Source organism: Congregibacter brevis (assembly GCF_045689245.1).
GTDB classification, from domain to species: Bacteria; Pseudomonadota; Gammaproteobacteria; order Pseudomonadales; family Halieaceae; genus Congregibacter; species Congregibacter brevis.
This window is the reverse complement of record NZ_CP136865.1, coordinates 931,684-954,896: the sequence shown is the minus strand read 5'-3', so window position 1 is coordinate 954,896 and position 23,213 is coordinate 931,684. Positions and strand designations below refer to the sequence as shown.

Below are 23,213 nucleotides of genomic sequence, written 5' to 3'. Positions count from 1 at the left end.
GAGCAGCACGATAAAAGTTACCATCCGCTTATGATTCGACGACGGCAATTAACCCACGCAGGCCTACTATTACCCTTCGTGGCAGGCACGGCACTTTCTGCGTTGGATGCTCGCGCTTTCTCAGAATCACTATCTCAAAGTTCGTTACAGCATTCGCCACAAAGCACACGGCAGAAACCACGCCGCAAGATTCTTCTGGACACCGACATTGGCAGTGATATCGATGACGCCGTGGCGCTGGCCTATCTGCTGCGGCAACCGCGGTGCGACTTACTGGGAGTCACTACGGTAACGGGAGACGCGGAGGGTCGCGCACAGTTGGTCGCTGCTCTTTGTAAGACCGCCGGTGTAGACGTCCCCATCTTCCCAGGACAGGACACCCCGTTGTTCGTAGAGTCGATGCAAACCAAAGCACCCCAGACCAGGCGTCTGAAAAGCAGACAAGCCGAGTTTCCGCGCGACTCCGCGATTGGGTTTCTTCGCGACAGCATTCGCAAAAATCCTCACGAAGTCACGCTCCTAGCCGTTGGTCCTCTCACCAATATCGCAAAGCTATTTGCTCTAGATCCGGAAATTCCGGCGCTGCTGGCGGAACTTGTCGTTATGGGCGGCAAGTATTCTGACTACCCAACGCCCTGGGGGCCCACCGAATGGAATATCATCGTTGACCCGCATGCAGCGCGACAGGTGTTATCTGCAGCAGTGCCGCAGATCACCGCTACGGGCTTGGATATCACCTGGCAGGTCAGTATGAGTCCAGCGCAAGTAGCAGAGCGTTTTAAGGACGACCCACTTCTGGAAACGGTGCTGGACTGGTCAAGCGTATGGTTCGACGAGCGGGAGCTTTTACACTTTCATGACCCCCTAACTGCCGCCACGTTATTCAACCCGGACCTGTGTCAGTTTGAAGTGGGTGATATTCGTGTAGACCTGGAAAGTGAACCGACGCCAGGGGTAACGTCCTTTGTCAGGAACTCGAAGAGCAATACCCGAGTGGCCACCTCCGTCGACCCGGAAGCCTTCTTCAAGGAATACTTCGGTATGTTCCAAACATGAAGACCCTGGTCTTACAGTCCCAAAAGCCTGGCGTTCTGCCCTCGTGGCAAAGGCGCTGCTGCGACTCCGTGCGAGCATGGTCCAAAATCAGAGGCTTCGATTACAGTTTTTGCGGTGACGAACTCTTTCGCCCATTACCTCCTGCCCTGCGAGAGAAACTCCGCGTTCAGCCCGTGGTCGCAACCGACCTGGCACGGCTTCTTCTTATGGGCGAGGCCTTAAGGTCAGGCTACGAACGAGCGATCTGGTGCGATGCAGACCTGATGATTTTTCGCGACTTTGAACCTTCAGTTCTCGATCACAGTTTCGGTCGCGAGGTGTGGGTGCAAGGCAGAGACGATGGGGTTCATAGCTATCGCAGAATCCACAACGCCTGGCTCCAGTTTACCGCCGATAGCCCCATACTACCGTTTTACACCGATCGCGCGACGGCAATGCTCGAGCGCGTAAAGATGCCGGTAGTACCCCAGTTTATCGGTCCAAAACTACTGAGCGCATTGCATAACATTGTGGGCTTTCACGTGGAGGAACGCGTAGGCATGCTCTCACCGCTGTCGATGCGTGATCTTTTGAGAGGAGCAGGGCCGGCTCTATCAGAATTGTCGGAAGCACACAGTGAATCGCTTTGTGCGGTCAACCTATGTGCAAGCTACGTCGACAAAAGTAGCGACGGTGTTTGCCATAGTGACGAGGACTACAGTGCAGCAGTTCGTGCGTTGATAGCACCGAACTGCCCGCTGTAACGCACCATGCTGTGTCTCTTCGACCTCTCTACGTTTTCCTAGGGTCGGTCGTTATCTGCGTCTGTCAGGATAGGCTCGCCGGTAGCAAACAACAGCCACACAAGCGCGCCAAAAACATTGATACCTGCAGCAACTACAAAGGTCGCAGTGTACCCGCCCGTCAAATCCACTAGCATACCGGTCAAGGCTACACCGATGATGCCAGGCAATGTTCCACCAATATTGGTGATGCTGAAGAGCACGTCGGCATGCTTGGGTGCCACGTCGAGGTGATTGCAGGCAAATCCTGCCCACGCCATAGAAGACACTCCAAACGCAGCGCAGAGCGTGAACAACGCCATACCCGGGGTGGTCGCCTGGGCGGCAAGCAACAGCATCACTGCACCACCGATAAGCCCACCGCACTGCATAAACTTGCGCACAAATGTCACGCTCTTGCCGCCGGCAATCCACCGATCGGCGACATAAGCAGACAAGTTCCCGCCTAGGAACTGGCAAACCCACGGCCCAATCGCAAACAAGCCTGATCCGGCTATGGATAACTCCTGCACGTCCCGAAAGTAGCTGGGGAGCCAGGCGAGAAAAAGATACAGGGTCCAGTTCGCGCAAAAGTGGTTAATGATAAGCGCCCAAATAGCCGGATGTCGCAAAAACAGCGCCCAGGGTATAGGAGCCTTCTCCTCTTCCTCGCTGCCTTCGAGCTCCGCTAACAAGGCCGCCTCTTGCGCTGAAATAGTAGGGTGTAGAGACGGCTTTGCGTGCACAAATTTAAGCCAGAAAATTGCGAATAAGAGGCCTGCGCCGCCGAACACATAAAACACGCTTTGCCAGCCATAAGCATTTACCAACAGCCCCGTAGTCGAGAGAGCAAAGATGGTGCCCAAGGGGATACCCGTGAGGTTTACGGCTGCGGCACGGGACTTCTCGGCTTTCGGGATCCAGCGTCCCAGCAGGTTATAGACTCCGGGGAAACTGGCGGCCTCCCCCATACCCATCAATACACGGGTAATGAGCAGTGCACTAAGGGACACACCGGCCGCGATGGGTGTCAGAAACGTAAACAGCGACCAGCCAATTAACGCGCCACCCAAAAGCAGCTTTCCGCCGAAGCGGTTTGCCAGCCACCCCGTGGGAATCATGGCGAGCAAATAGCCGACAAAAAAGGACGAGAGCACGTAGCCTTTTGTGGTGGCCGACCAGCCGAATTCTTCGGCCATGGGGATGATAGCAACCGAGATGTTGACGCGATCTATGTAACAGATAAATGTCGCAAAAAAGCACAGTCCAATCAGGACATGTCGTTTGGGCCACTGCGACGGGCGCCCAAAACCCCTCGCCAACTCAGATTGCGTCATCGGTACTCTCCCCGTTGACCAACGCGGTGGTCGGTCGCGATTTATAGTTTATTCACGGATAGTACACAGGCAGGAGCATCACTGCCCGTGGGCAAACAAGTTAGGCAGCGCGCAGCGCCCTGCCCAGGGTTTCCTCACCCAGTGTCTGGGTGAACTCGCCATCTTCCCAAACAAGCTTCCCACGAATCATTACCTCTCTAACGATAGCGGGAGGCCGATTAACCATTTGGTGATGACCGAACAGGTCCCTGAATACGTACTCGCGAGTATCGTTACAGTCCCAATCCTTAAGGACCTCGGGATCAATAAGCACCAGGTCGGCTTGAGCGCCGAGATCCAACGTCCCCACATCAATGTTGAAAAACTCCGCAGGCTCCTTTGTCAGGCGCTTCACCATTTTTGCGACCATGGCATCCCCTTGCTGCTGAGCAAGTTTCAGAGACATCAGGTTGCCATCAAAGAACGCCATGTTAGTAAGGTGCGCACCGGAGTCATTGAAGCCAGGCAGCGCCTGAGGATGCATGAGGTAGTCCATGGTGGCGCGATTATCGATATTGGAAACATCCGCCCAATAGCGAAAACCCTTGTCGTAGCGACGCATAAGAAAAAGCATGAAGTCCGCGTCGGTCTCGGGTCGCACCTCAAGAGAAGCGAAAGCCTCTCTCTCAGCATCAGATCGAGCTTGAGCGCTGTCTCCATCCATAAAACTGAGCAAGCGCTCGTGGACTTTATCAAAGGACTCACCATCCCAATCGGCTACGGGCGCACCGTCAAACACCAAACGGTGGAGATCACGAATCACGAGATGGTCCGGCATCCCCAGTTTTGCTTTGAAGCTTGCCCAGTCACCACCGGTGCGGCCGTGCATCCAGTCATCGCGAAACTGCGCCACCCATTGGGGATCGTGCATCAGCGCGTGACGACCTTCGACATCATCGTACTCAAGAGCAATCAGCTGCGCCGTGGAAGGGAGTTCTTCATAGAGAGGGCTGACGATGCCGTCAGACCAAACCCGAAAGTTAGTGCCCAAAGCCTGAAAATGCAGGCTGCCCTTGAACAGCCAGCTGTTCATGAGTTTGGCAAAGCCCAAAAAGGCCTTGGTAGCACGCGGCGCCAGCACAAGCTCCATGGCTGAAAGCGCGGACACCTTGAGGGTCTTCTTAAACAAACGACCACTGGTCAGGGTGAAGTACAGCAGCGCAGTGGCTCTGTTCTCAATAATCGGCGTCGTCTGCCACACGCGATTGTGTTTGCGCAGCACTTTCATGAGTCGGCGCAGCTCTTTGAAGCCGGCAAACTGCGTAGGAATGCGCTTGTCCGTATGAGGTTCGTTAGACAAATAGTGAAAGGGAAGACCATCCGTTGATAAGCCAAGGTAACCCTGCTGCATGGCACGGTCGAGTATCGACTCCATTTCCTGATACTCCTGCTCCGTAGGATCGCGACTAATCGCTGCCTCCATGCCCATGACTTCAACACGGAGCATGGAGTGAGGAACAAAGGCTCCCACATTGGGCCCCAGAGGCATATCGGCGAAGTGGTCCATATAGCCGCCGGTGTCCGACCAGCTGATGGCATCCACGCACTTTCGCAGCACGGGCTTGGGAATGTTCTCAACGCGGGTAAAGCAGTCGACAATCGGGTCCTGACCGCTTTCATCCCGCTGGTGACCAAAGCAGGTACCTAGACTGCAATTACCAAAGAGTACGGTGGTGGTGCCATGACGCACGACTTCAGGTAGCCGTGGATCAAGATCGACTTCCAGATCAAGGTGCGTGTGGATATCCAAAAGCCCTGGCATTAACCACTGCCCGGTGGCGTCGATGGTGCGCCGTGCAGGTCCCTCCGGTAACGCCGTGCCTTTGGCCGCAATGCGTCCGCGGCGTACCGCAATATCCATACGCCTTGGTGGTTCACCGCTGCCGTCAAAGACGGTGGCGTTTCTAAACAGAACATCCCAACTAAAGTCGTCGACCTTTTCTTGCCAGTCTTTCTCGTTTTCCGGATTAATTTCGTCTTTCCCGCCTTGATCCACCAACTGCACGCTCAGTCTCCTGTCAGTTCTTCTGACCATAGTTGCCGTGAGAGCAAAGAAGGGTAACCATGCTGCCCAAACAAACCAAGCCTATTTAGTTGGCAATCCTTTGGAGCCTCTATGCCCATCCCCTTTGACAACAGCTTTGCCGCTCTGGGATCACCCTTTAGTACCGCACAGGAACCGGATCCGGTTAAAGACCCGTCACTCATAAGAATCAACGACCGCCTGGCAACGCAGTTGGGGATTGATCCTCAGTGGCTTGGCTCTCAAGAGGGTATTGAGGTTCTGTCGGGAAATCGCGTAGCTGAGGGATCAAATCCCGTTGCTGCTGCCTACGCAGGCCATCAATTTGGTCATTTCAACCCCCAGCTGGGTGACGGTCGAGCGGTTTTACTCGGTGAAGTGGTAGATCAGCATCAGCATCGCTACGACCTGCAGCTAAAAGGCAGTGGGCGGACGGACTGGTCTCGCGGTGGTGATGGACGCTCCCCCTTAGGGCCGGTGCTTCGTGAATACATCGTCAGCGAGGCGATGGCTGCTCTGGGCGTACCTACTACTCGAGCGCTGGCCGCTGTAGCCACAGGTGAACGCGTGATGCGCGATGGCATAGAACCTGGTGCGGTACTTACCCGGGTTGCCTCCAGTCATCTGCGAGTGGGAACCATGCAGTACTTTGCCGCCAGAGAGGATCGCCAGTCCTTGGCCACCCTCGTGTCCTATATCTTAAAGCGTCACTATGCTGACAAAGTAGCTGCAGAGAAGCCTGCATTAGAGCTGCTGGAGGCAGTGATCGCCGCCCAGGCAAGGCTCATCGCGAGATGGCAGTTACTCGGCTTTGTACACGGCGTCATGAACACCGACAACATGCTCCTCTGTGGGGAGACCGTCGACTACGGGCCCTGCGCGTTTATGGAAGAATTCCATCCGGAGACCTTGTTCAGCTCCATCGATCAGCAGGGCCGCTACGCGTACTGCAACCAACCGGGCATAGCGCAGTGGAATCTTGCGCGTCTCGCAGAGGCACTCTTACCGCTCATTAATGACGATACGGATGCTGCAGTAGAAGAGGCAAAAAACGCCCTGTCACAGTTCACGCCATTGTTTGAGGAGGCCTATCAGGAAGGCCTAGCCAAAAAGCTGGGTCTTGAGGGATTCACTGAGACGGACATCGCCCTTGCCGACGGTCTTTTTGCGGCTCTTCAGGAAGATCAGGCCGACTTCACTTTGGCGTTTCGGTTTCTGGCGGATGAAATCAACCCCGGCGGCCCGAACACAGGCGCAGGCGCCCTCTTCAAGCCGGGACAAAAGCTTCTGGAATGGTTGCCCTTGTGGGCGCAACGACAACAAGCCGAAGCTGGACGGGCGGAAGAAAAACAAGCCCGCATGTTTGCTGCAAACCCCGCCTTCATTCCCCGAAATCACCTAATTCAGCGCGCCATTGAAGAAGGCGAGGCGGGCGACTATGGGCTGTTTCATCGTCTGGTGACCAGGCTCGAGAACCCCGCACACTACACTGTTGCCGATAGTGATTTGGCACTGCCAGCCCAACCCCAGGAAAAGGTTATGCGCACCTTCTGCGGGACCTGAGGCGACGCGCCCCGTATAATTAAGCAGTAACCCTTCAGTCACCCTCGCAATTTGAAAGGCACAGGCGTTGAGCATCGAATTTTTTGGTAAGTCCCTCTCGGGGCCCTTCACAATACCCTCGGGCATCGTGACCACGGCACCATCGATTATTCAGTACTTCTTTGACCGGGTACCGCAGATAGGCGTCATAACTACCAAGAGTATTGGTCTAGCTCCCAAGACTGGAAATCGCGAGCCCGTATATTCCCAGTACGCGCCAGGATGTTTTGTAAACGCCGTCGGCCTGACAAACCCCGGCGCCGAAGCCGCACTGGCCGGTATCAAGGACCTCAAAATCCCTGATGATCGTTTTTTGCTGACCTCAATTTTTGGCGGTAGCGTCGAGGAGTTCGTAGAGGTCGCCAAGTTATTGGCCCCCCACTCTGATGGATTAGAGCTGAACTTGTCCTGCCCCCACGCAAGCGGTTATGGCATGGCTATGGGTCAAGACCCCGTAGTGGTGGCCGAGATTGTCGCTGCAGTAAAGGCGGCTGTGGACATTCCCGTCATTCCTAAGCTCACGCCCAATACGCCCGATATCGGCGCCATCGCTAAGGCTGCCGCCGATGCTGGAGCAGATGGATTTTGCGCCATCAACACCGTGGGTCCCGGCTACACCAGCGCCCATGGAGAGCCGGTACTGTCCAACGGCGTTGGCGGCATGTCCGGTAAAGGGGTTTTGCCTATCGCTCTGAAATGCATTCGTGAGATTCGCGAAGTGAGTGATCTACCTATTGTGGGCTGCGGGGGCTTTTCCAGCGCCGCGGATGTCGACGCTGCCATGAAAGCAGGAGCGAATGTCATTGGCGTGGGTTCTGCGCTGACAGGATTGAATAGCGAAGAAATCGGCAGCTATTTCACACAGTTAACTAAAGACCTGTCCAACAACAGCGGATTCGCTGAGGCGATGATCCGCTACGACATCGATATGAACTTTGAACCCGTGACGCTGGTAAAGAATCAACGGGTTTGCGAAGACATTGCCTTACTGACTTTCGACCGTCCCATCAATATTCAAGCGGGCGAGTTCATTTATTTATGGATCCCCGGGCTGGGTGAAAAGCCCTTCTCGGCGCTGGTCGATGACCCCTTCACCCTTGTGGTGATTGATGTGGGCCATTTCACACACGCGCTGATGGATCTTCCGACCGGAACCGAGGCCTATGTGCGCGGTCCCCACGGTGTGCCTGTGTCACCACCGGAAGGTGCTCACATTATGGCCGTTGCCGGAGGCACGGGATTAGCCGCGGTGTATCAGATCGCTCGGGATTTTGGGAATTCAGAGTTCTTTGTAGGGGCGCGTAGCGAAGAGCGTCTGTACTTCCTCGACGAATGCGCCGAGGTTGCCGAAGTACACGTAGCTACCGACGATGGCAGCCGTGGTTACCACGGTCGCGTCACCGAGATGCTGCGCGAGAGACTGGCGGGTATGAGTACCGCCGAACGGGCAAAACTCGTGTTTTACAACTGCGGTCCAGAGCCCATGGTGCGTGCCGCTATTGCCGTTCAACGAGAGTTTGTCGCCGAAGAGCAAATCCTAAGCGCAGTGGACTACATGACCAAGTGTGGTGTGGGTATCTGCGGCGCCTGCGCAACGCCAGACGGGCGACGCATCTGCGTCGACGGGCCCTTTCTTAGCGACCTAAACCCCTAAGAGCCAGAGGGCAATAAACGAACCGCCGCACAAGGAGCGGCAGCCCGGACGTAAAGCCACGCTGCGGGTCTTAGTCAGGCCTCCGCGCTAAGCGAGGGCCTGATCCTTCACCGGCAAGTGCCGGATACGAACACCTGTAGCGGCGTAGACTGCATTGAGTACCGCCGGTGCTGCTACCGCGATGGTAGGCTCGCCCACTCCACCCCAGAAACCTCCGGATGGCATCACGCTAACTTCCACCTCGGGCATCTCGGCCAACTTGAGCGAGGGATAGCTGTCAAAGTTTTCCTGCACGACACGGCCGTCTTCTACGGTGCACTCGCCGTACAGCGCCGCACTGAGGCCATACACAAAGGAGCCTCCGACCTGTGCTTCAATCTGCTGCGGATTAACCGCAAAGCCGGGATCCGTAGCCGCCCAGATCTTCTTCATCTGAAGCTTGCCATCGACCACGGCGACCTCAGCACAACCGGCAACGTAACTACCAAACGCCTTGCAGACCGCAAGACCCAAGCCGTGCCCTTCGGGCATTTCTCTGCCCCACCCTGCTTTCCCGGCGACCTCTTCGAGTACTTTGAGGGCGAGGGGGCTTTCACTCAGTAAGTCACGGCGATAATCGAGAGGGTCCGCACCCGCTTTACGCGCCAGCTCATCAACAAAACTTTCCATGTAAAAAACGTTTTGGTTGATGTTCACGCCGCGCCAGAAACCCGGTCTGAGATGGGTATTGCGCATAGCGTGATCAGCGAGAAGATTAGGCACCGAGTAGATCATGGCGTGATCACCCTCGGGCGCCATGGACTGGAAGACCACGGGGTCTTTCTCTGGCTCACCCAGAGCAGGCCTAAAGAACGCAAGAATTGACTGACCAGAAATGCGCACGTGAAGCGCGTCAAGCTTTCCGTCTTCATCCATAGCTGCAGTCATTCGACTGCGCGTTACGGGGTGGTAGTAGCCCCGGCGCTGGTCTTCTTCACGACTCCACAGCAACTTCACCGGTGTGCCTGGCATCTGTTTGGCAATCTCTACTGCCTGCGCTACAAAATCGTGGGCGCCGCGACGACCAAAGCCACCCCCAAGGATCATCCGATGTACTTCGCACTGCTCCGGGAACAGACCAGCTGCAGTTGCCACAGCCTCCAAAGCCGATTCACCGTTCTGGGTGGGCACCCAGGCTTCACAGCGTTCTTCAGTCCAGAGCGCGGTGGTGTTCATGGGCTCCATGGGTGCGTGATTCTGGAAGGGATAGCTGTAATCGGCGGTCAAGGTGTTGCTGGATTTTGCTAGCGCCGCTTTCGCATCACCGTGCTCGTTGCCTACAAAGGCTTCATCGGCACCCAACCCCTCTTCAAGCATTTGCTTAATGCTTTCGCTGGTGACTTTGCCGTCTTCACCGGTCTGCCATTCGATAGTCACTGCATCTAAAGCGGTTTTAGCCTGCCACCAACTATCGGCAACAACAGCAACTGCGTTGTCACTCACCGCCACTACGGCCCGCACGCCGGGCATTGCCTTGGCCTTGCTATCATCAAAACTGTTGCGCTTGCCCGTGTGCACGGGGCAGGCATGAATAGCGGCATGCAACATACCAGGCAGCATGACATCGGCACCGTACTGCAATTTTCCGTTAACCTTATCTTGAGTATCGAGCCGCGCAGCAGGCGTGCCGATTAGGGTCCAATCTTTGGGATCTTTGAGGGTGACAGAGTCCGGTGCGCTCATCGTCGCCGCAGTTGCAGCCAACTCTCCATAAGTCATCGTCGCGCCACTGGGGCCGTGAGTCACAACACTGCTCTTGGCTGAACATTCAGCTGCAGGCACGCCCCACTCTTTACTCGCCGCCGCAATCAATAGTTCTCGAGCAAGAGCTCCACCCTCTCTTACATACTGATGACTACCACGAATACCGCGACTACCACCCGTCGCAAAGCTGCCCCAGGCCCGTTTTCGCGCGAGGCTTTCCGCGGGCGATGCGAACTCCCAGCTCACTTTGTCCCAATCGCACTCCAGTTCTTCTGCCACCATCTGTGCAAGGCCCGTGAGCGTGCCCTGGCCCATTTCTGCGCGGGCAATACGAATGGTCACCGTGTCATCGGAATCAATCACGACCCAGGCGTTTACCTCGGTTGCACCATCCTGAGCTACCGCACTGGCGCTACCAAAAGGTAACTGCATGGCCACCATAAGACCCGCACCCGCCGCTGCGGATCCGACAACAAAGCGACGACGACTAATATCGACCACACCGGACGCGCTCGGCTGGTCTCCGTCTTGCTGTTCCGTTTCTCCGAGAAGCTTCTTAAGATTCATGACTGTTTTATGGTTCATGACTGCTCTCCCTTATCGCCACCCGCGATAGCAGCGGCTCTGTGGATGCCTTCGCGAACTCGAGGAAGCGTCCCGCAACGACAGATGTTGGTCATCCGCTGATTAATGTCTTCATCGCTGGGGTTGGGCACTTCGGCCAGCAATGCCGAAGCCGCCATGATCATGCCTGGCTGACAGTAGCCACACTGGGGAGTGTCGATCTCTACCCAGGCCTGCTGTACGGGATGACTCGCATCCTCAGAGAGACCCTCGATAGTGGTAATTTCTTTGCCCTCAGCTGCGCTCGCAGGATAGACGCAAGAACGCATGGCCTTGCCGTCTACGTGCACAGTACAGGCGCCGCACTGGGCAATACCACAGCCGTATTTGGTGCCTGTGAGAGCCAGATGATCTCGCAGCACCCACAAGAGAGGCGTGCTTGGATCAGCGTCCGCCTCCATCGACTTACCGTTAACCATTAGTTTGAGCATGCTGCGTTCCTCTGTGGGAGACTTACCAAGACGCTCCAGACTATAGCGCAGTGAGCAAAAAATACAGCCTGAGTCAGTGGATCTTCTAAGCCTGCAGCGCGTGTTAGCCTGCAATTACTATTCGGACAGGGGAATCCAATCATGCGTTGGCTTTTGAGAATAACTATCGGTGTACTGGCGCTGGCCGTCGTGGCCTTGGCGGTTTATCTGGGCCCAGCCCATATTCAAATCCGGGGTGTAGAACCGGCACTGCCTACCGAAGAGGAGCTGCGTGCCCTCGAAACCACACCGGGCGGACCCGTCTCGATCCGAATAGCTCGGTCTTCGTCGCAGCGCGGTCCGGACCGCGACCTGAATCATTCGGTGGTCGTCATCGAATGGCCGGACGGTCGACGATTCATGATCGACGCGGCGATGGATCAGCCCACCAGCGAAGAGTTTGCAAAGCTCATTGCCAAACTCTCACCGGGCATGGGGCCGGTAGCTTTCGAGGGCAGCGCAGCTGAGCTCCTTAAAGACAAGCTAGACACAGTAGACGGTGTCGGCTTTACCCACCTTCATGAGGATCATGTACAGGGGATTGAAGCATTCTGCGCCGAGCGGGGCGAAGGAGCACGGAGTTATCAGACGCTGTGGCAGGCTACTCAACACAACTTGCACACAGTCGACAGTGCGCGCCAGCTTGAGGGCTCTTGCCTTGAGCCGGTGATCCTTCAAGGCGACGGATTGCTCACGCACAGTGACTTCCCTGGTCTGGGTATCGTCGGACTTGGGGGACACACGCCAGGTTCTACCCTATTTGCTGTTTCGGTAGACGGCACCTTGTGGCTGATGAGTGGCGACATCTCCAATGTGAAGAGCATGATGCTAAGCAACACGGGCAAAGGCTGGCTCTACAGCAATCTCTTTGTGCCGGAGAACACGGCGCGCACAGAAATGCTGCGTCTGTGGTTTGCGGCCATGGATGAGAAGCTCGATATCGAAGTTGTGGTGGCCCATGACTACGCTGCTGCTCTCGACAGTGGGCTGCAGCCACTTTAGCCCCCGGAGATAGTTCCCTGCTGGCCGGAAAAGACAAAGCATGGTCCGGTGAGTCCATTGTAGAGACTTGCGCCAAAAGCCAAGCTCCAATTAAAGGATTTCTACGCTGGAAGGAGAAAACATGAGCGCACTGAAAATAGCGGTGATTCCCGGCGATGGCATTGGCACCGAAGTGATGCCCGAAGGTATTCGGGTGCTGGAGGCCGCCGGTAAAAAACACGGCGTTGATTTTGAGTGGTCGTTTTTTGATTGGTCCTGCGAGCACTACGCCAAGCACGGCGCGATGATGCCTGACGACGGCATAGAACAACTTAGAGCTTTCGACGCAATTTATCTTGGCGCCGTGGGCTTCCCCGGCGTCGCCGACCACGTATCCCTCTGGGGACTGCTGATACCCATCCGTCGCGAATTTGATCAGTACATCAATTTGCGTCCGGTGCGTCTCTTCGAAGGCATTCCCTGCCCACTCGTTGGACGGAAGCCGGGGGATATCGACTTTATGGTGGTGCGCGAGAATGTCGAAGGCGAGTACTCCGCCATTGGCGGCATCCAGTATGAGGGCACTGAAGAAGAAGTGGTCATACAACAGAGCGTGTTCACGCGCCGTGGTGTAGATCGAGTCCTTCGCTACGCATACGAGCTAGCCCAAAGCCGCCCCGAAAAACACTTAAGCTCGGCAACAAAGTCCAATGGCATCATCCACAGCATGCCTTATTGGGATTCCCGGGTAGCGGCCGTTGGTGTCAAATACCCAGAGGTCAAAGTCGACCAATATCACATCGATATACTCACGGCTAACTTCGTTCGCATGCCTGACCACTTTGATGTAGTTGTCGGCAGCAACCTCTTTGGCGATATTCTCTCGGACCTCGGTCCCGCATGCACTGGCACCATTGCGATCGCTCCGTCAGCGAACATCAACCCGGAACGCACAGGACCCTCAATGTTTGAGCCAGTACACGGATCGGCACCCGATATCGCTGGTAAAGGGATCGCTAATCCTATCGGTATGATCTGGTCGGGCGCGATGATGCTCGACCATTTAGGTCGGTCAGATGTGCACGACAGCATCATGAAAAGTATTGAACAGGTTTTAAAAGAAGGTAGCTGCCTAACCCCTGACATGCAGGGCAGCGCGACCACGGAAGAATTAGGTAAAGCGATCGCCGAGGCCATCTAGCCCGCGAATTCAAGCCCACATCACAAGGAGCAAGGGCCATGGACGATGCCGTAAAAGCATTCATTAACGAGAAAGGGGTAAGCGAACAAACCAGGGCCTTCCTCAATCGCAGCAAGGCGCACTTTATTGCCAATGCCTGGCATAGCTCTGAAGAATCCATCGAGGTGATAGAGCCTTGCACCGGTGGCATTCTTGCCACGGTGCCTTGTGGCGACAGCGCAACTGTTGATCACGCAGTCCGCGAGGCGAATAAGGCCTTTTCTGGCGGAGAGTGGTCTGAAACGACGCCAGCGCAAAGAGCTCGTGTGCTCACGCGCATGGCCGACCTCGTAGAAGACAAGCTGCAAACACTCGCTGAGATCGAGTCGCTGGATGCAGGCAAAGCCATCGCCGGCTGTAAGGAAGTTGATATTGGCGGCTCCATAGACCTGCTGAGATACATGGCCGGATGGGCAACCAAGATTGATGGTGCAACGCGCAGTGTGTCAGTGCCAGGAGATAACTTCGCTTTTACGCTGAAGGAACCCGTGGGTGTCGTAGGCGCGATCGTGCCCTGGAACTGGCCCTTCAATATGGCGATCTGGAAGCTGGCGGCTCCCCTTGCGGTGGGCTGCAGCGTGGTACTGAAACCTGCTCAGTTAACACCGCTATCCATGCTGTACTTTGCAGAGCTGTGCCTGGAAGCCGGGCTCCCACCGGGAGCGCTTAATATAGTTTTAGGTCGCGGATCTGTAGTAGGCGAGGCGCTGGTCAATCACCCTGATATCAACAAGGTCTCATTCACCGGATCCACCCCCGTTGGCATTGGCGTAGGCCAGGCGGCGATCGGCAACCTGAACCCTGTCACGCTGGAATTGGGTGGTAAGTCCCCCATGGTGGTTTTTGCCGACGCAGACATTCAGCGAGTAGTGGATGCCACCCAGCAAAGCGTATTCTTCAACACAGGTCAGGTGTGTAGTGCGGGCTCACGGGTCTACATCCAACGAGAAATCTATGAACAGACTGTCGGTGCCATCGCTGCGAGAGCATCCAGCATGGCGGTAGGCCACGTTCTGGATGAGAACACCGAGATGGGGCCTGCAATCTCCGCAGGTCAAAAAGCCTCGGTGCTCGATTACATTGCCATTGGGAAAGAAGAAGGCGCCCGCGTGGTATGTGGGGGAGAAGACCCGGGCGGCGAGGGCTTCTTTGTTCAGCCAACGCTGCTGGCAGATTGCCACAATGGTATGCGCGTGGTGCAGGAAGAGATCTTTGGACCCGTACTGGTTGCGATTCCTTTTGACACTGAAGAGGAAGGGGTTCGCCTGGCCAACGACAACATTTATGGCCTAGCAGCAAGTGTCTTCACACAGGATGTTTCGCGTGCCCATCGTCTCATCCGACAGTTAGAAGCCGGTACCGTGTGGGTCAACACCCATGACATGATCGATGCCAATACGCCTTTTGGCGGCGTAAAACAGTCTGGCTTTGGTAAAGACCTAGGTCCGGAACAACTAGACCACTATCTCAAAACCAAGGCGGTTTGGATGGCGCTATAAGAAGACGGTGCGCCTTTTCTACTAAGCAGTCGCTAGTGCTTTTTGTACCGCGTGCCGACTTGAGTAACGCATAAGCATCGACGCAATGACGATGGCGACTCCAGCGGCGACCAGAACATAAGAGAAGCCTTTAGCATCCGCCAGCATGCCGGATAGCCCTGGACCTAGCATGGCGCCCATACCAATCGCCGGTACGCTAAGAATGATGAAGCGTCCATCGGCATCAAGTTCCGCAACCTCGGCAATAGCAAATGGCAGTCCCATGCCGATAGCGAAGGTCAGCACGCAGGTACCCAGCGCGAACGAGCTAAAACCCGCAGAGGCACCCAATATCAGAAGCGCCACAATGAACGCTCCACACGCGGCATAGAAAGGACGCGTGTTCCCGAGCCTCTCCCCAAGCCAGGCGGTGAGCAGGGAGCCGCTGGTAGCAGTCACCAGAGTAATGGACAGCAGCATTCCTATGCGCTCGGGCGAAAATCCACCGCTGACCCCCATACGCTCAATGAAAGCCCACATCCCCGATGCCGCCGAGAAAAACACCAGCGTTGCAGCAAGCGCTGTCAATATTGGGGTGCGGTTGATGTCTGCACTGTCGGTCTCCGAGAGATCCGCAGCTGCGTTGACCTCTAACTCCACACGACCTTGAGTAGGGAGCAAAAACAAAAGTGGGGCCAAAAGTAAGGCAACAATCCCGATCCCGTAGGCAGTGGCATTGAAGCCTGCGATCGGTGCAAGTACCGAAGGGATAACGAACAGCAGCACGGCACCCGGCGCGGTCTCTGCCGCAATCTTCACTCCATACCAACGCGCAGGATTACTCGTGTCCGCCAGTATTGTGGTTCCAATGCCATATAATGCTGCAAACCCCCCTCCGGCTATGACCGTCGCCAGCAACAAAAGGTAGTAGCTTTTTGCATAGCCGCTAGCCAGTAGGCCAAGCAATGCCACAGGAAGTGCCGCGAGTGTTACCCATCGCCAGTTCCATCGGCGAATCCAGAAGAACGCCCAGATGGTTGCGAGGTTATAACCCAGGAAAAAAGCAACGCTGATAAACCCGATCTGTTGATTACTGAGGCTCCGAAAGTCCTGCGCGGCACCAATGTAAAGGGGCAATACGTTGTAGAACAGGGCCCCAATGGCAGAGATCGCCAGTGCCGACAGTATGATCGGCGCGCGATCAAAGGGATTAGGCGTTGTTGCTAACTGAGTCATGGGATTTGAACGTCCTCCAGGCGGGGTAGTAAGCGATAAACGCCGCGATCCAGAGCAATGCGGTCACTATGAATGCAACGACGTAACCACCCTGAACAATGAGCATACCTGCCATTAGTGGCCCCAAGGTATTTCCAAGAGTTTGCATGGACGGGATGAGCACGGTGAATCGCCCTGTACGATCCAGTTTGGACACTAAACCCATGCGATAAGCGGCGCCAAAATTCCACGCCCAACCATTAACAAACGAGGCCGCCAGCAATATGGACACGGAGCCCATAGCACTGAACATCGCCACGGAGAGCACAGACAGGCCGATGGCAATCGCCATGGGCCAGAGATATCCCCAGCGTTCGCTGAGAAAAACCGCGGTCAGGGACCCTACCGCACCCGCGGCTAGATTGACGCTTACCAGCAAGCCTCCCACCTCGGTGCTGTGCTCGGCGTGCCCAATGCGCTCCAGAAAAATCCAGATCCCCGCATCACCAATAAACACCAGCAGGATTGCTAACAAACCCAGCACTATGGGCCAGGGTGGAAGCCGCGGAAGCTTGAGCTCTGCCAACTCAGGCGTGGCCAGCTTTACACTTGAGGTAGGTAGTCTTCCCGCCAGCAACATAGCGAGGAGGCCAATCCCAGTCATGGTGGCGGCCATAGTGGGCAGGATTTGTACCGGTTCCAGAGTCTGAGTGAGCAGCGTACTCACCGCGATCCCAAAGACGATCTGCAGAAAAAAAACTAAGGCGTAACCCCTCGCCGGTTGTTTTTCGTCACCAAGGAGGGCCATCACTACGGCGTAAGAAATGCCCAATCCAAGGCTGGCCACAAAGTGACCTAACGCCAAGGCCATAAAACTATCGTCCAAAAGTACGACAGAAAAACCCGCAATACTGATCAAGGCTCCTGCTCGGATAAGCCATACCCAGTTTGCGCGCTGTATCCACAGCATACTGGACGTTGTTGTTATGAACGTGCCCGCGGCATAGAGACTCGCGAGCACCCCCAGGGAGTCCTCGGCATAACCTCGACTATCCGCCAGAGAACCCATCACCACCGGCATGACTAGCCAATAGAGAAACATCAGCGAACCAATGAGAATAGCGAAAAGTGCAGCGGGCTGAGGGAGTTTCATCATCAGCGCTAACGGTATCGACTAAGCATAGCTAAAAAAAGACCCGCAGCTAGCGGGTCCTTAAAAATGTACCGATCAGACGTTACAGACAAGAGTTTAAAACTGATAACGCACTTCCGCACGGATAGCCCGTCCATAACCGGGCGCTGACATCGGCAGCAGGAAGTTAATCATGGCGTTGATGTACTCCTCGTCAGCAAGGTTCTCGCCAATGACTGACGCACCCCATCCGGATGGGCTGTTGTAGTCCAGACGCGCATTCACAAGACTGTAGTCTGACGCCAGAAGATCTGCGGAGTTGTCAGCAGTGAAGAACATCTCATCTACGTAGGCGTAATCAACTCTGGCATCGATCGTGTCGGTTACGTTCCAGGTTGCTGCTATGGAGTAAGTGTTTTCCGGTGCTCGAAGCGCTCGATTGCCCGCAAGGTCGAGAGAGCCGCCAAGGTCGTCCATGATTACGCCTTCCTGGAATTCTGCATCGAGATACGCGTAGGTAAAGCGAAGGTCGAAGCTATCGCTGATCAACCAAGTCGCATCGATTTCCAATCCGGAGGTTTCGAGATCAGCGACGTTCTGAATCAGAATCGAGGCGTTATCGTTAGTCTCCAACTGGTAATCCGTGTAGTCGTACATAAAGAGAGCGACATTCACACGGGCGCGGCGATCGAAGAGCTCCGCTTTCAAGCCCACTTCGTAAGCATCGTTCTCTTCAGGGTCGAAAGCCAGGATAGACGTGGCTCCCGGGGCGGTAGGTTGACGGTTGAAGCCGCCAGATTTAAAGCCCTTGGCATAACTTGCGTAAAGCAAGGTGTCGTCCGAAAGCTTGTAGTCCAGCGCCACGCGAGGATCGAAAGATGTCCAGGACTCAGAATCCTGAATAGTCCCGGGCGTAAAGTTGAAAATCGCATTGTTAGCACCGCCTGTGACGACACCAATCAACGCTGTGGTTGTGGAGTCTGTGAGCGGCGTGTTCAGACTCATTTCCTTTTCTTCGTCGGTATAACGCACACCCACCGTGAGGGCCAGACGCTCGCTGATGTCCCAGGTCACATCACCAAAAATCGCATAGCTGGTGGTTTTGTTTTCTGCATCGCTGTTTTCAACGTGCACGCCGCAGGCAAGACCGAATTCTTCTGCCACAAGGCACAGCCCCTCGTCTTCAAACAGCACATCCAGACCGGGGTCTTCGTAAATCGTAACTGAGCTGATGGCCCGTGCAGTTTCTTCGTAATAGCTCAAGCCGACAAACCAGTTAACGCGATCGCCGGTGCCATTGAGACGGAATTCCTGGGTAATCTGCTCCAAATCCCAAGGCTCGATAAAATCGACGATAGGAATGTCGCCGGTGTCCGCATCGGTGGGAATCGCGACAATGTCACTGCCGTAGTAGCCCGTAGTCGAAGTCAATGACAGCGTGTCGCTGAAATCCCAATTGACCTTGATCACCGCAAAATCCGCATCGATTTCCTGTTCCGGCTGGCCATTGACGTTGATGGTCTCGGCAAACACGTCATTACCCCAGACACCAAAATTGTCGACCATCTGCCAGCGATTATTCATCTGGAAGTTTTCGTAATAGGCATTGACGGTAAGGTCGTCCGTGGGCGCCCAGGTAAAGCCGATACGCACCTGGTCGTGATCCCGGCCGTTGAGCTCATCACCAGTCACGCCATTTTGATAGGTGCCATCGCGTTCGTCGTGACGAGCTGCAATGCGCACAGCAAATTCGTCACTAACTATATAGTTGCCGATACCCTCGACCAGTAGCTGCCCCTCGTCCCCCGCTGAAGCGCGTACGGAACCCGAATTCCCATCCAGAGATGCAAAATTGTTGGTTACGCTGATCGCACCGGATGATGTGTTACGACCAAACAAAGTGCCTTGGGGTCCTTTGACAACTTCGACACGCTCAACATCGAGGTAGCCCAAACCACCAATGTTACGACTCACAGGAACCTCGTTGAAATAAGTACCAACGCTGTTGTCTGCGCCGGGGCTAAAGGCACCAGTGCCGATACCACGGATAGTGAGAACGGTCTGAGTATCTGAATCGGCGCTGCCGGACAAACCTGGAGTAGCGAGCACAATGGATCTGAATCCCTTGGCGTCCATTGCTTCAAGTTCGTCGGAACCGAAGGTGCTGATAGCCAAGGGCACATCCTGTGCACTCTGGGCACGCTTCTGCGCGGTGACGATCACTTCTTCGAGTTGGGCCATTGCAAGATCTGCGCTGACTAAACTTGCCATCGCAACGGCGACTGATAGCGTGCTTTTTCTATTCATGGTGTATGTCCCCGAGGGTTGTCGTTTTTGCATTGACTCAAGACTAGAAGCAGAGCCAATTTCGCGGAATGATATTTAAGGCCCATTGAATTACATTTGTGTCCCTTGCTGTCTAGGCAGTCGAAACATGCAGAACAGCGTTTTCAGCACGAAAATACTCCGGCGCCAAACCGCAATAGCGTTTAAACGCTCGACTGAATGGCGCAGGTGTGGAGTAGTCCAGCAGATAGGCAATTTCCTGAACCGAGAGATCCGTATCAAGGAGATAGTGCCGAGCAAGCTCCATGCGGATCTCCAGTACAATTTTTTTGTAGCTCGTATCTTCTCGGTAAAGACGTTTCCGCAGCTGCCCCGGAGTCAGATGTAGCTGCTGAGCGGCAGATTCAAGACTGGGCATATCGCGACCCGCGCGACTAAGAAGCAGTCGCCGCACCTGCTGGGCCGGATTTTTTGCCGCGCCCCCAAGACCCAACACCCGCTGACACATCGCCGTGTAGACCTCGGAGAGCGCCCCACTCCCCCGATGCACGGGATACTCGAGCCAGGCGGCGGGAAATTCCAGACCGGTGTAGTCCGCATTAAAAAAACAATTGGGGCCGAATATCTCAGAGTAGCTGTGCGCATAGCCAGGCTCTCGATACTCAAGATGTAGCGACACGTCCTTGCTGTCTGCAAGCGGCCCCAACAGGAGCCTCAAGGCACGCCAATTACCGCTGAAACTGTCCTCGCAAATATTCTGAAAATCATCACCATGACCAGGCAACGGCGTCGGACTAATACGAGCTAAACCGTTTTCTATGGTCAGTTGATCCGTGTAACGATCTGACGCGAGGCTGTGATACTGGTACATCACACGAATCGCTGCACCCACCGAGTCACTGTTGATGGCGGCATAGCCGACAAGGCCCAGATCAAGAATCTCCACCTGATCGAACAATCTCAGGGTGACATCGGGGACTTTCGCGCGAAGGGTGACCAGCACATGATCCAAGTCCCTCTGCCGCAAACCCTCCGCCGTCTGAAGAGCTGCCTCACTAACACCCGCCTGCTCCATCGCTTCGTGAAACAAGGGCCGTTGCGTACCATCAGACAGCGTATCCCGCAGTCGCTCCAACCAGATCGCGACAATCCGACCCTCTTCGGCCTCACGACTGGAACTGTAATTGGGCTCTGCGATCACGGGGCTAACCCGGCGCCGTCGCCGAACCAGTAACGAGCTCAAGCAAGGCCGTAGTGGGCCCGCAGGACCAGCCTCCGTCCACCTTCAACGCCTGCCCGGTCATGTATCGACTGGCCTCCGCGGCAAGAAACACATAAACACCGCTCATATCCTCAACGGTCGCCGCACGCCCCAGAGCGGTGAACGCCTCGCAGATAGCGCGGCCCTCTTCAGCACTCCCCATCGCAGTATTGGTATAGCCCGGACAAATGCAGTTAACACGAATGGCTCGGCTACCTAGCTCCAGGGCCGCCATTTCGGTCAGACTCACCACCGCCTTTTTACTGGCGGAGTAAATCGCCGAGCCCGGCAAGTTGATAAAGGCAGCCATGGACGAGGTGCTAATGATCGAGCCCCCATCGTTCATAGACGCAGGAGCATGCTTCAAGCCATAGACCACGCCCCAGTAATTAATGCCGGTAACTTTGTCGATAAGCGATTGCTGCGTATCCGCCAATGCAGGGCCCACGTCTCCCACTCCCGCGTTGAGTACTACGATATCTAGGAGGCCACCGAGTTTTTCCACAGCAAGGGCAAAGGCCGCCGCCACGCTGTCTTCGTTGGAGACATCGCAGTGCACAGGGATCGCGCCAATCACTGCTGCGGCGTCCGTCGCATCAGTAATGTCGGCAATTACAACGCTGGCGCCTCGCTGGGCATAGGCACTGGCAACGGCGTAGCCAATGCCACCGGACGCGCCAGTCACTAACGCGCGTTTACCTTTTAGATCAAACATTCGCCCACTCCTGTAATGCTTTGATGCCCGGAAGACGTCTTAGGTCCTCTTCGGGTGTCGGACACTCGCACAGTTCTATGATGTTGCCATCGGGATCTCGGAGATACACTGCGGTGATACCTGAAGCCTTCTGCGGAGCACCCAGAGCTTGCGCGCCCAGCGCCAATACCCGCTCATACTCAGCCTCTACATCGTCAACGAAAAAAGACAAATGTCTTAGGCCTCGCTCATGGGGACCCAAAGTCGAGGGCTCAGGCCCAGTCTGCTGCGGATTCTCGAACTCAAAGATCTCAAGAAAGCAGTTGTGGCCTGCCAGCATGTAGCCCCGACATCGGGAGTCGCCGCTACCAATCGCAGCATCAACCTCAGGTGTGTCACTCCAGCCTTCATCGCTCAACACCCGGAACCCAAAGGCGGCGCTGTAAAAGTCCCGTGAACGCTCCAAATCCGAGACAACAACCGCAGGATGGGCAAAGCCGAGAATCATAGGATCAGGCTGCAGCAGCGAGCTGCGCCGCCGGTGCATAGTGCTCGGTGAGCATGATGACGTTGCCGCCGCAGGGCTCTGCAAGATAAGCGACTCTCAATCCGGTGAGGGGGTCAGTAGTGGGAGCTCTAACTTCCGTCATGCCGGCCCAAAGGGCGTCTTCCCAGGCGCGATCCACATCTTTGGCCTGGTAAATAATCGATGAAATGTACGGCCCATGTTTAGCCATGTGCACTTTTTCGAAGTCTTCCCGGGCGTTTTGCAAAATGAACAGGCTACGGCGGGCGACAGGGTCGTAATCACGATCGCTCATCACAACAACTTTGTCATCGCCCTCTTCAAAAACTTCCAGCACCCGAAGATCCATGACGCGTTCGTACCACTCCACCATGGCATCGACATCTCCGCAGATCTCGGCGTTTCCAATAATTTCCAGACCACACTCCCCCGAGGGCGCATGCGTAAACTCCTGCACGCGGAAGTTCTCATCGGTGTATTCCATGATCTCGATCCATCGACCTTCGGGGTCATGGACTACAAAGCCATCGTAGGTTGGAAACTCCTCAAAGGGCATCACCTCTGTCGCGCCATTTGCGAGCAGGTGATCCATAGACGCTCGCGCATCGGAGGTGACCCAGCAAACGTGGTTATAGCCCCGGCCGTGATCCCGCCACCAGTTGCGCTCATACTCGAATTGGAACGGTGGCGCCTCGATCTGGATCTGATAAGCGCGCCCACCACATCCCATAAAGGTGTAGTCCGAATGTCCCTCGTCCGTGACATGAAACACGGCGCCCGAAAAGAAATTGGTGATCCCGTGGTGCCAGCGCAGATAGGGAAACATATTGTCCCGAGGCTTATCATCGTAGATACAAAGATGATGGAGGCTGTAGTTCAAATCCCGTGCGTTCGTCATAGCGCTACCTGCGTTGCTTTTCTCAGTGTGCCCAGACTAGTGAGGGGCGCGTCTCGAGCAAATGGCCCCAGAGGACAGTTTTAAGGTGATCCGCGGCCAATTCCTCTCGGGACTAAAGTATCATGCAATAAACCACAAATATCATTACCCATGCCAGAGCTAATCCCTAGACTGGATGGGTGACCTAATAACA

General features: G+C 55.4%; 18 protein-coding genes. 7 read left to right on the top strand and 11 right to left on the bottom strand.

What is annotated here, in order from left to right:
- Positions 1-30: 30 nt before the first annotated feature.
- Together R0137_RS04200 and R0137_RS04195 are read left to right on the top strand one after the other, a co-directional pair.
- Positions 31-1,056: a nucleoside hydrolase gene (locus R0137_RS04200; protein WP_407328789.1), complete on the top strand. Its 1,026-nt coding sequence runs from the start codon at positions 31-33 to the stop codon at positions 1,054-1,056.
- Positions 1,053-1,799 carry a hypothetical protein gene (locus tag R0137_RS04195; protein WP_407328787.1) on the top strand — a complete coding sequence of 249 codons (747 nt, stop codon included), beginning with the start codon at positions 1,053-1,055 and terminating at the stop codon, positions 1,797-1,799. Before R0137_RS04200 ends, R0137_RS04195 begins: the two co-directional genes overlap by 4 nt.
- A gap of 38 nt (positions 1,800-1,837) precedes the next feature.
- Here the strand turns inward: R0137_RS04195 and R0137_RS04190 are convergent, their stop codons facing one another.
- Positions 1,838-3,154, bottom strand: a complete 1,317-nt coding sequence (locus tag R0137_RS04190; RefSeq protein WP_407328785.1) for an ACS family MFS transporter — start codon at positions 3,152-3,154, stop codon at positions 1,838-1,840.
- A 100-nt stretch (positions 3,155-3,254) separates the two neighbouring features.
- Entirely contained in the window at positions 3,255-5,198 is a 1,944-nt protein-coding gene (locus R0137_RS04185) for an amidohydrolase family protein (protein WP_407328784.1), read from the bottom strand.
- A gap of 111 nt (positions 5,199-5,309) precedes the next feature.
- Between R0137_RS04185 and R0137_RS04180 the strand changes: the two genes are divergently transcribed.
- Together R0137_RS04180 and R0137_RS04175 are read left to right on the top strand one after the other, a co-directional pair.
- A complete protein-coding gene (locus tag R0137_RS04180) occupies positions 5,310-6,779 on the top strand; it encodes a protein adenylyltransferase SelO (protein ID WP_407328782.1) in 1,470 nt (489 codons plus the stop codon).
- Positions 6,780-6,846: 67 nt separating this feature from the next.
- Positions 6,847-8,472 carry a tRNA-dihydrouridine synthase gene (locus R0137_RS04175; protein WP_407328781.1) on the top strand — a complete coding sequence of 542 codons (1,626 nt, stop codon included), beginning with the start codon at positions 6,847-6,849 and terminating at the stop codon, positions 8,470-8,472.
- An 87-nt stretch (positions 8,473-8,559) separates the two neighbouring features.
- On the opposite strand, the gene R0137_RS04170 is transcribed toward R0137_RS04175, so the two are convergent.
- Complete coding sequence (locus R0137_RS04170) at positions 8,560-10,800, bottom strand: molybdopterin cofactor-binding domain-containing protein (RefSeq protein WP_407328779.1); 2,241 nt, start codon at positions 10,798-10,800, stop codon at positions 8,560-8,562.
- On the bottom strand, positions 10,797-11,270 hold the full coding sequence (locus R0137_RS04165) for a (2Fe-2S)-binding protein (protein ID WP_407328777.1): 474 nt from the start codon (positions 11,268-11,270) through the stop codon (positions 10,797-10,799). Before R0137_RS04165 ends, R0137_RS04170 begins: the two co-directional genes overlap by 4 nt.
- A 141-nt stretch (positions 11,271-11,411) precedes the next feature.
- On the opposite strand from R0137_RS04165, the gene R0137_RS04160 reads away from it, so the two are divergent.
- The 3 genes from R0137_RS04160 to R0137_RS04150 all read left to right on the top strand — a co-directional run bounded on the left by R0137_RS04160 (position 11,412) and on the right by R0137_RS04150 (position 15,029).
- Positions 11,412-12,311, top strand: coding sequence for an MBL fold metallo-hydrolase (locus R0137_RS04160; RefSeq protein WP_407328776.1), 900 nt, complete (start codon positions 11,412-11,414; stop codon positions 12,309-12,311).
- Between the two features lie 121 nt (positions 12,312-12,432).
- Positions 12,433-13,491, top strand: coding sequence for a tartrate dehydrogenase (locus R0137_RS04155; protein ID WP_407328774.1), 1,059 nt, complete (start codon positions 12,433-12,435; stop codon positions 13,489-13,491).
- 38 nt (positions 13,492-13,529) lie between these two features.
- Positions 13,530-15,029: an aldehyde dehydrogenase family protein gene (locus R0137_RS04150; protein WP_407328772.1), complete on the top strand. Its 1,500-nt coding sequence runs from the start codon at positions 13,530-13,532 to the stop codon at positions 15,027-15,029.
- A gap of 21 nt (positions 15,030-15,050) precedes the next feature.
- Here R0137_RS04150 and R0137_RS04145 read toward each other — a convergent pair whose 3' ends face one another.
- From R0137_RS04145 to R0137_RS04115, 7 genes are all read right to left on the bottom strand, one after another.
- Positions 15,051-16,244 (bottom strand): MFS transporter, encoded by a 1,194-nt coding sequence (locus tag R0137_RS04145; protein WP_407328771.1) that lies wholly within the window; start codon positions 16,242-16,244, stop codon positions 15,051-15,053.
- Positions 16,219-17,379, bottom strand: a complete 1,161-nt coding sequence (locus tag R0137_RS04140; protein ID WP_407328770.1) for an MFS transporter — start codon at positions 17,377-17,379, stop codon at positions 16,219-16,221. Before R0137_RS04140 ends, R0137_RS04145 begins: the two co-directional genes overlap by 26 nt.
- Before the next feature lie 93 nt (positions 17,380-17,472).
- Positions 17,473-19,662, bottom strand: a complete 2,190-nt coding sequence (locus tag R0137_RS04135) for a TonB-dependent receptor (protein ID WP_407328768.1) — start codon at positions 19,660-19,662, stop codon at positions 17,473-17,475.
- 112 nt (positions 19,663-19,774) lie between these two features.
- Entirely contained in the window at positions 19,775-20,842 is a 1,068-nt protein-coding gene (locus R0137_RS04130; protein WP_407328766.1) for an AraC family transcriptional regulator ligand-binding domain-containing protein, read from the bottom strand.
- 4 nt (positions 20,843-20,846) lie between these two features.
- The gene (locus tag R0137_RS04125) at positions 20,847-21,617 is read right to left on the bottom strand and encodes an SDR family NAD(P)-dependent oxidoreductase (protein WP_407328765.1); all 771 of its coding nucleotides are present in this window, start codon (positions 21,615-21,617) and stop codon (positions 20,847-20,849) included.
- Positions 21,610-22,104 (bottom strand): VOC family protein, encoded by a 495-nt coding sequence (locus R0137_RS04120; RefSeq protein WP_407328764.1) that lies wholly within the window; start codon positions 22,102-22,104, stop codon positions 21,610-21,612. Before R0137_RS04120 ends, R0137_RS04125 begins: the two co-directional genes overlap by 8 nt.
- A 4-nt stretch (positions 22,105-22,108) precedes the next feature.
- Positions 22,109-23,020, bottom strand: coding sequence for a VOC family protein (locus R0137_RS04115; protein ID WP_407328762.1), 912 nt, complete (start codon positions 23,018-23,020; stop codon positions 22,109-22,111).
- Between the last annotated feature and the right edge of the window lie 193 nt (positions 23,021-23,213).

Bases quoted from the DNA above. Each gene is read 5' to 3' on its own strand.
- R0137_RS04200 (WP_407328789.1), top strand. From the start codon at position 31: ATGATTCGACGACGGCAATTAACCCACGCAGGCCTACTATTACCCTTC.
- R0137_RS04195 (WP_407328787.1), top strand. From the start codon at position 1,053: ATGAAGACCCTGGTCTTACAGTCCCAAAAGCCTGGCGTTCTGCCCTCG.
- R0137_RS04190 (WP_407328785.1), bottom strand. From the start codon at position 3,154: ATGACGCAATCTGAGTTGGCGAGGGGTTTTGGGCGCCCGTCGCAGTGG.
- R0137_RS04180 (WP_407328782.1), top strand. From the start codon at position 5,310: ATGCCCATCCCCTTTGACAACAGCTTTGCCGCTCTGGGATCACCCTTT.
- R0137_RS04170 (WP_407328779.1), bottom strand. From the start codon at position 10,800: ATGAACCATAAAACAGTCATGAATCTTAAGAAGCTTCTCGGAGAAACG.
- R0137_RS04165 (WP_407328777.1), bottom strand. From the start codon at position 11,270: ATGCTCAAACTAATGGTTAACGGTAAGTCGATGGAGGCGGACGCTGAT.
- R0137_RS04160 (WP_407328776.1), top strand. From the start codon at position 11,412: ATGCGTTGGCTTTTGAGAATAACTATCGGTGTACTGGCGCTGGCCGTC.
- R0137_RS04155 (WP_407328774.1), top strand. From the start codon at position 12,433: ATGAGCGCACTGAAAATAGCGGTGATTCCCGGCGATGGCATTGGCACC.
- R0137_RS04150 (WP_407328772.1), top strand. From the start codon at position 13,530: ATGGACGATGCCGTAAAAGCATTCATTAACGAGAAAGGGGTAAGCGAA.
- R0137_RS04145 (WP_407328771.1), bottom strand. From the start codon at position 16,244: ATGACTCAGTTAGCAACAACGCCTAATCCCTTTGATCGCGCGCCGATC.
- R0137_RS04140 (WP_407328770.1), bottom strand. From the start codon at position 17,379: ATGATGAAACTCCCTCAGCCCGCTGCACTTTTCGCTATTCTCATTGGT.
- R0137_RS04135 (WP_407328768.1), bottom strand. From the start codon at position 19,662: ATGAATAGAAAAAGCACGCTATCAGTCGCCGTTGCGATGGCAAGTTTA.
- R0137_RS04125 (WP_407328765.1), bottom strand. From the start codon at position 21,617: ATGTTTGATCTAAAAGGTAAACGCGCGTTAGTGACTGGCGCGTCCGGT.
- R0137_RS04120 (WP_407328764.1), bottom strand. From the start codon at position 22,104: ATGATTCTCGGCTTTGCCCATCCTGCGGTTGTTGTCTCGGATTTGGAG.
- R0137_RS04115 (WP_407328762.1), bottom strand. From the start codon at position 23,020: ATGACGAACGCACGGGATTTGAACTACAGCCTCCATCATCTTTGTATC.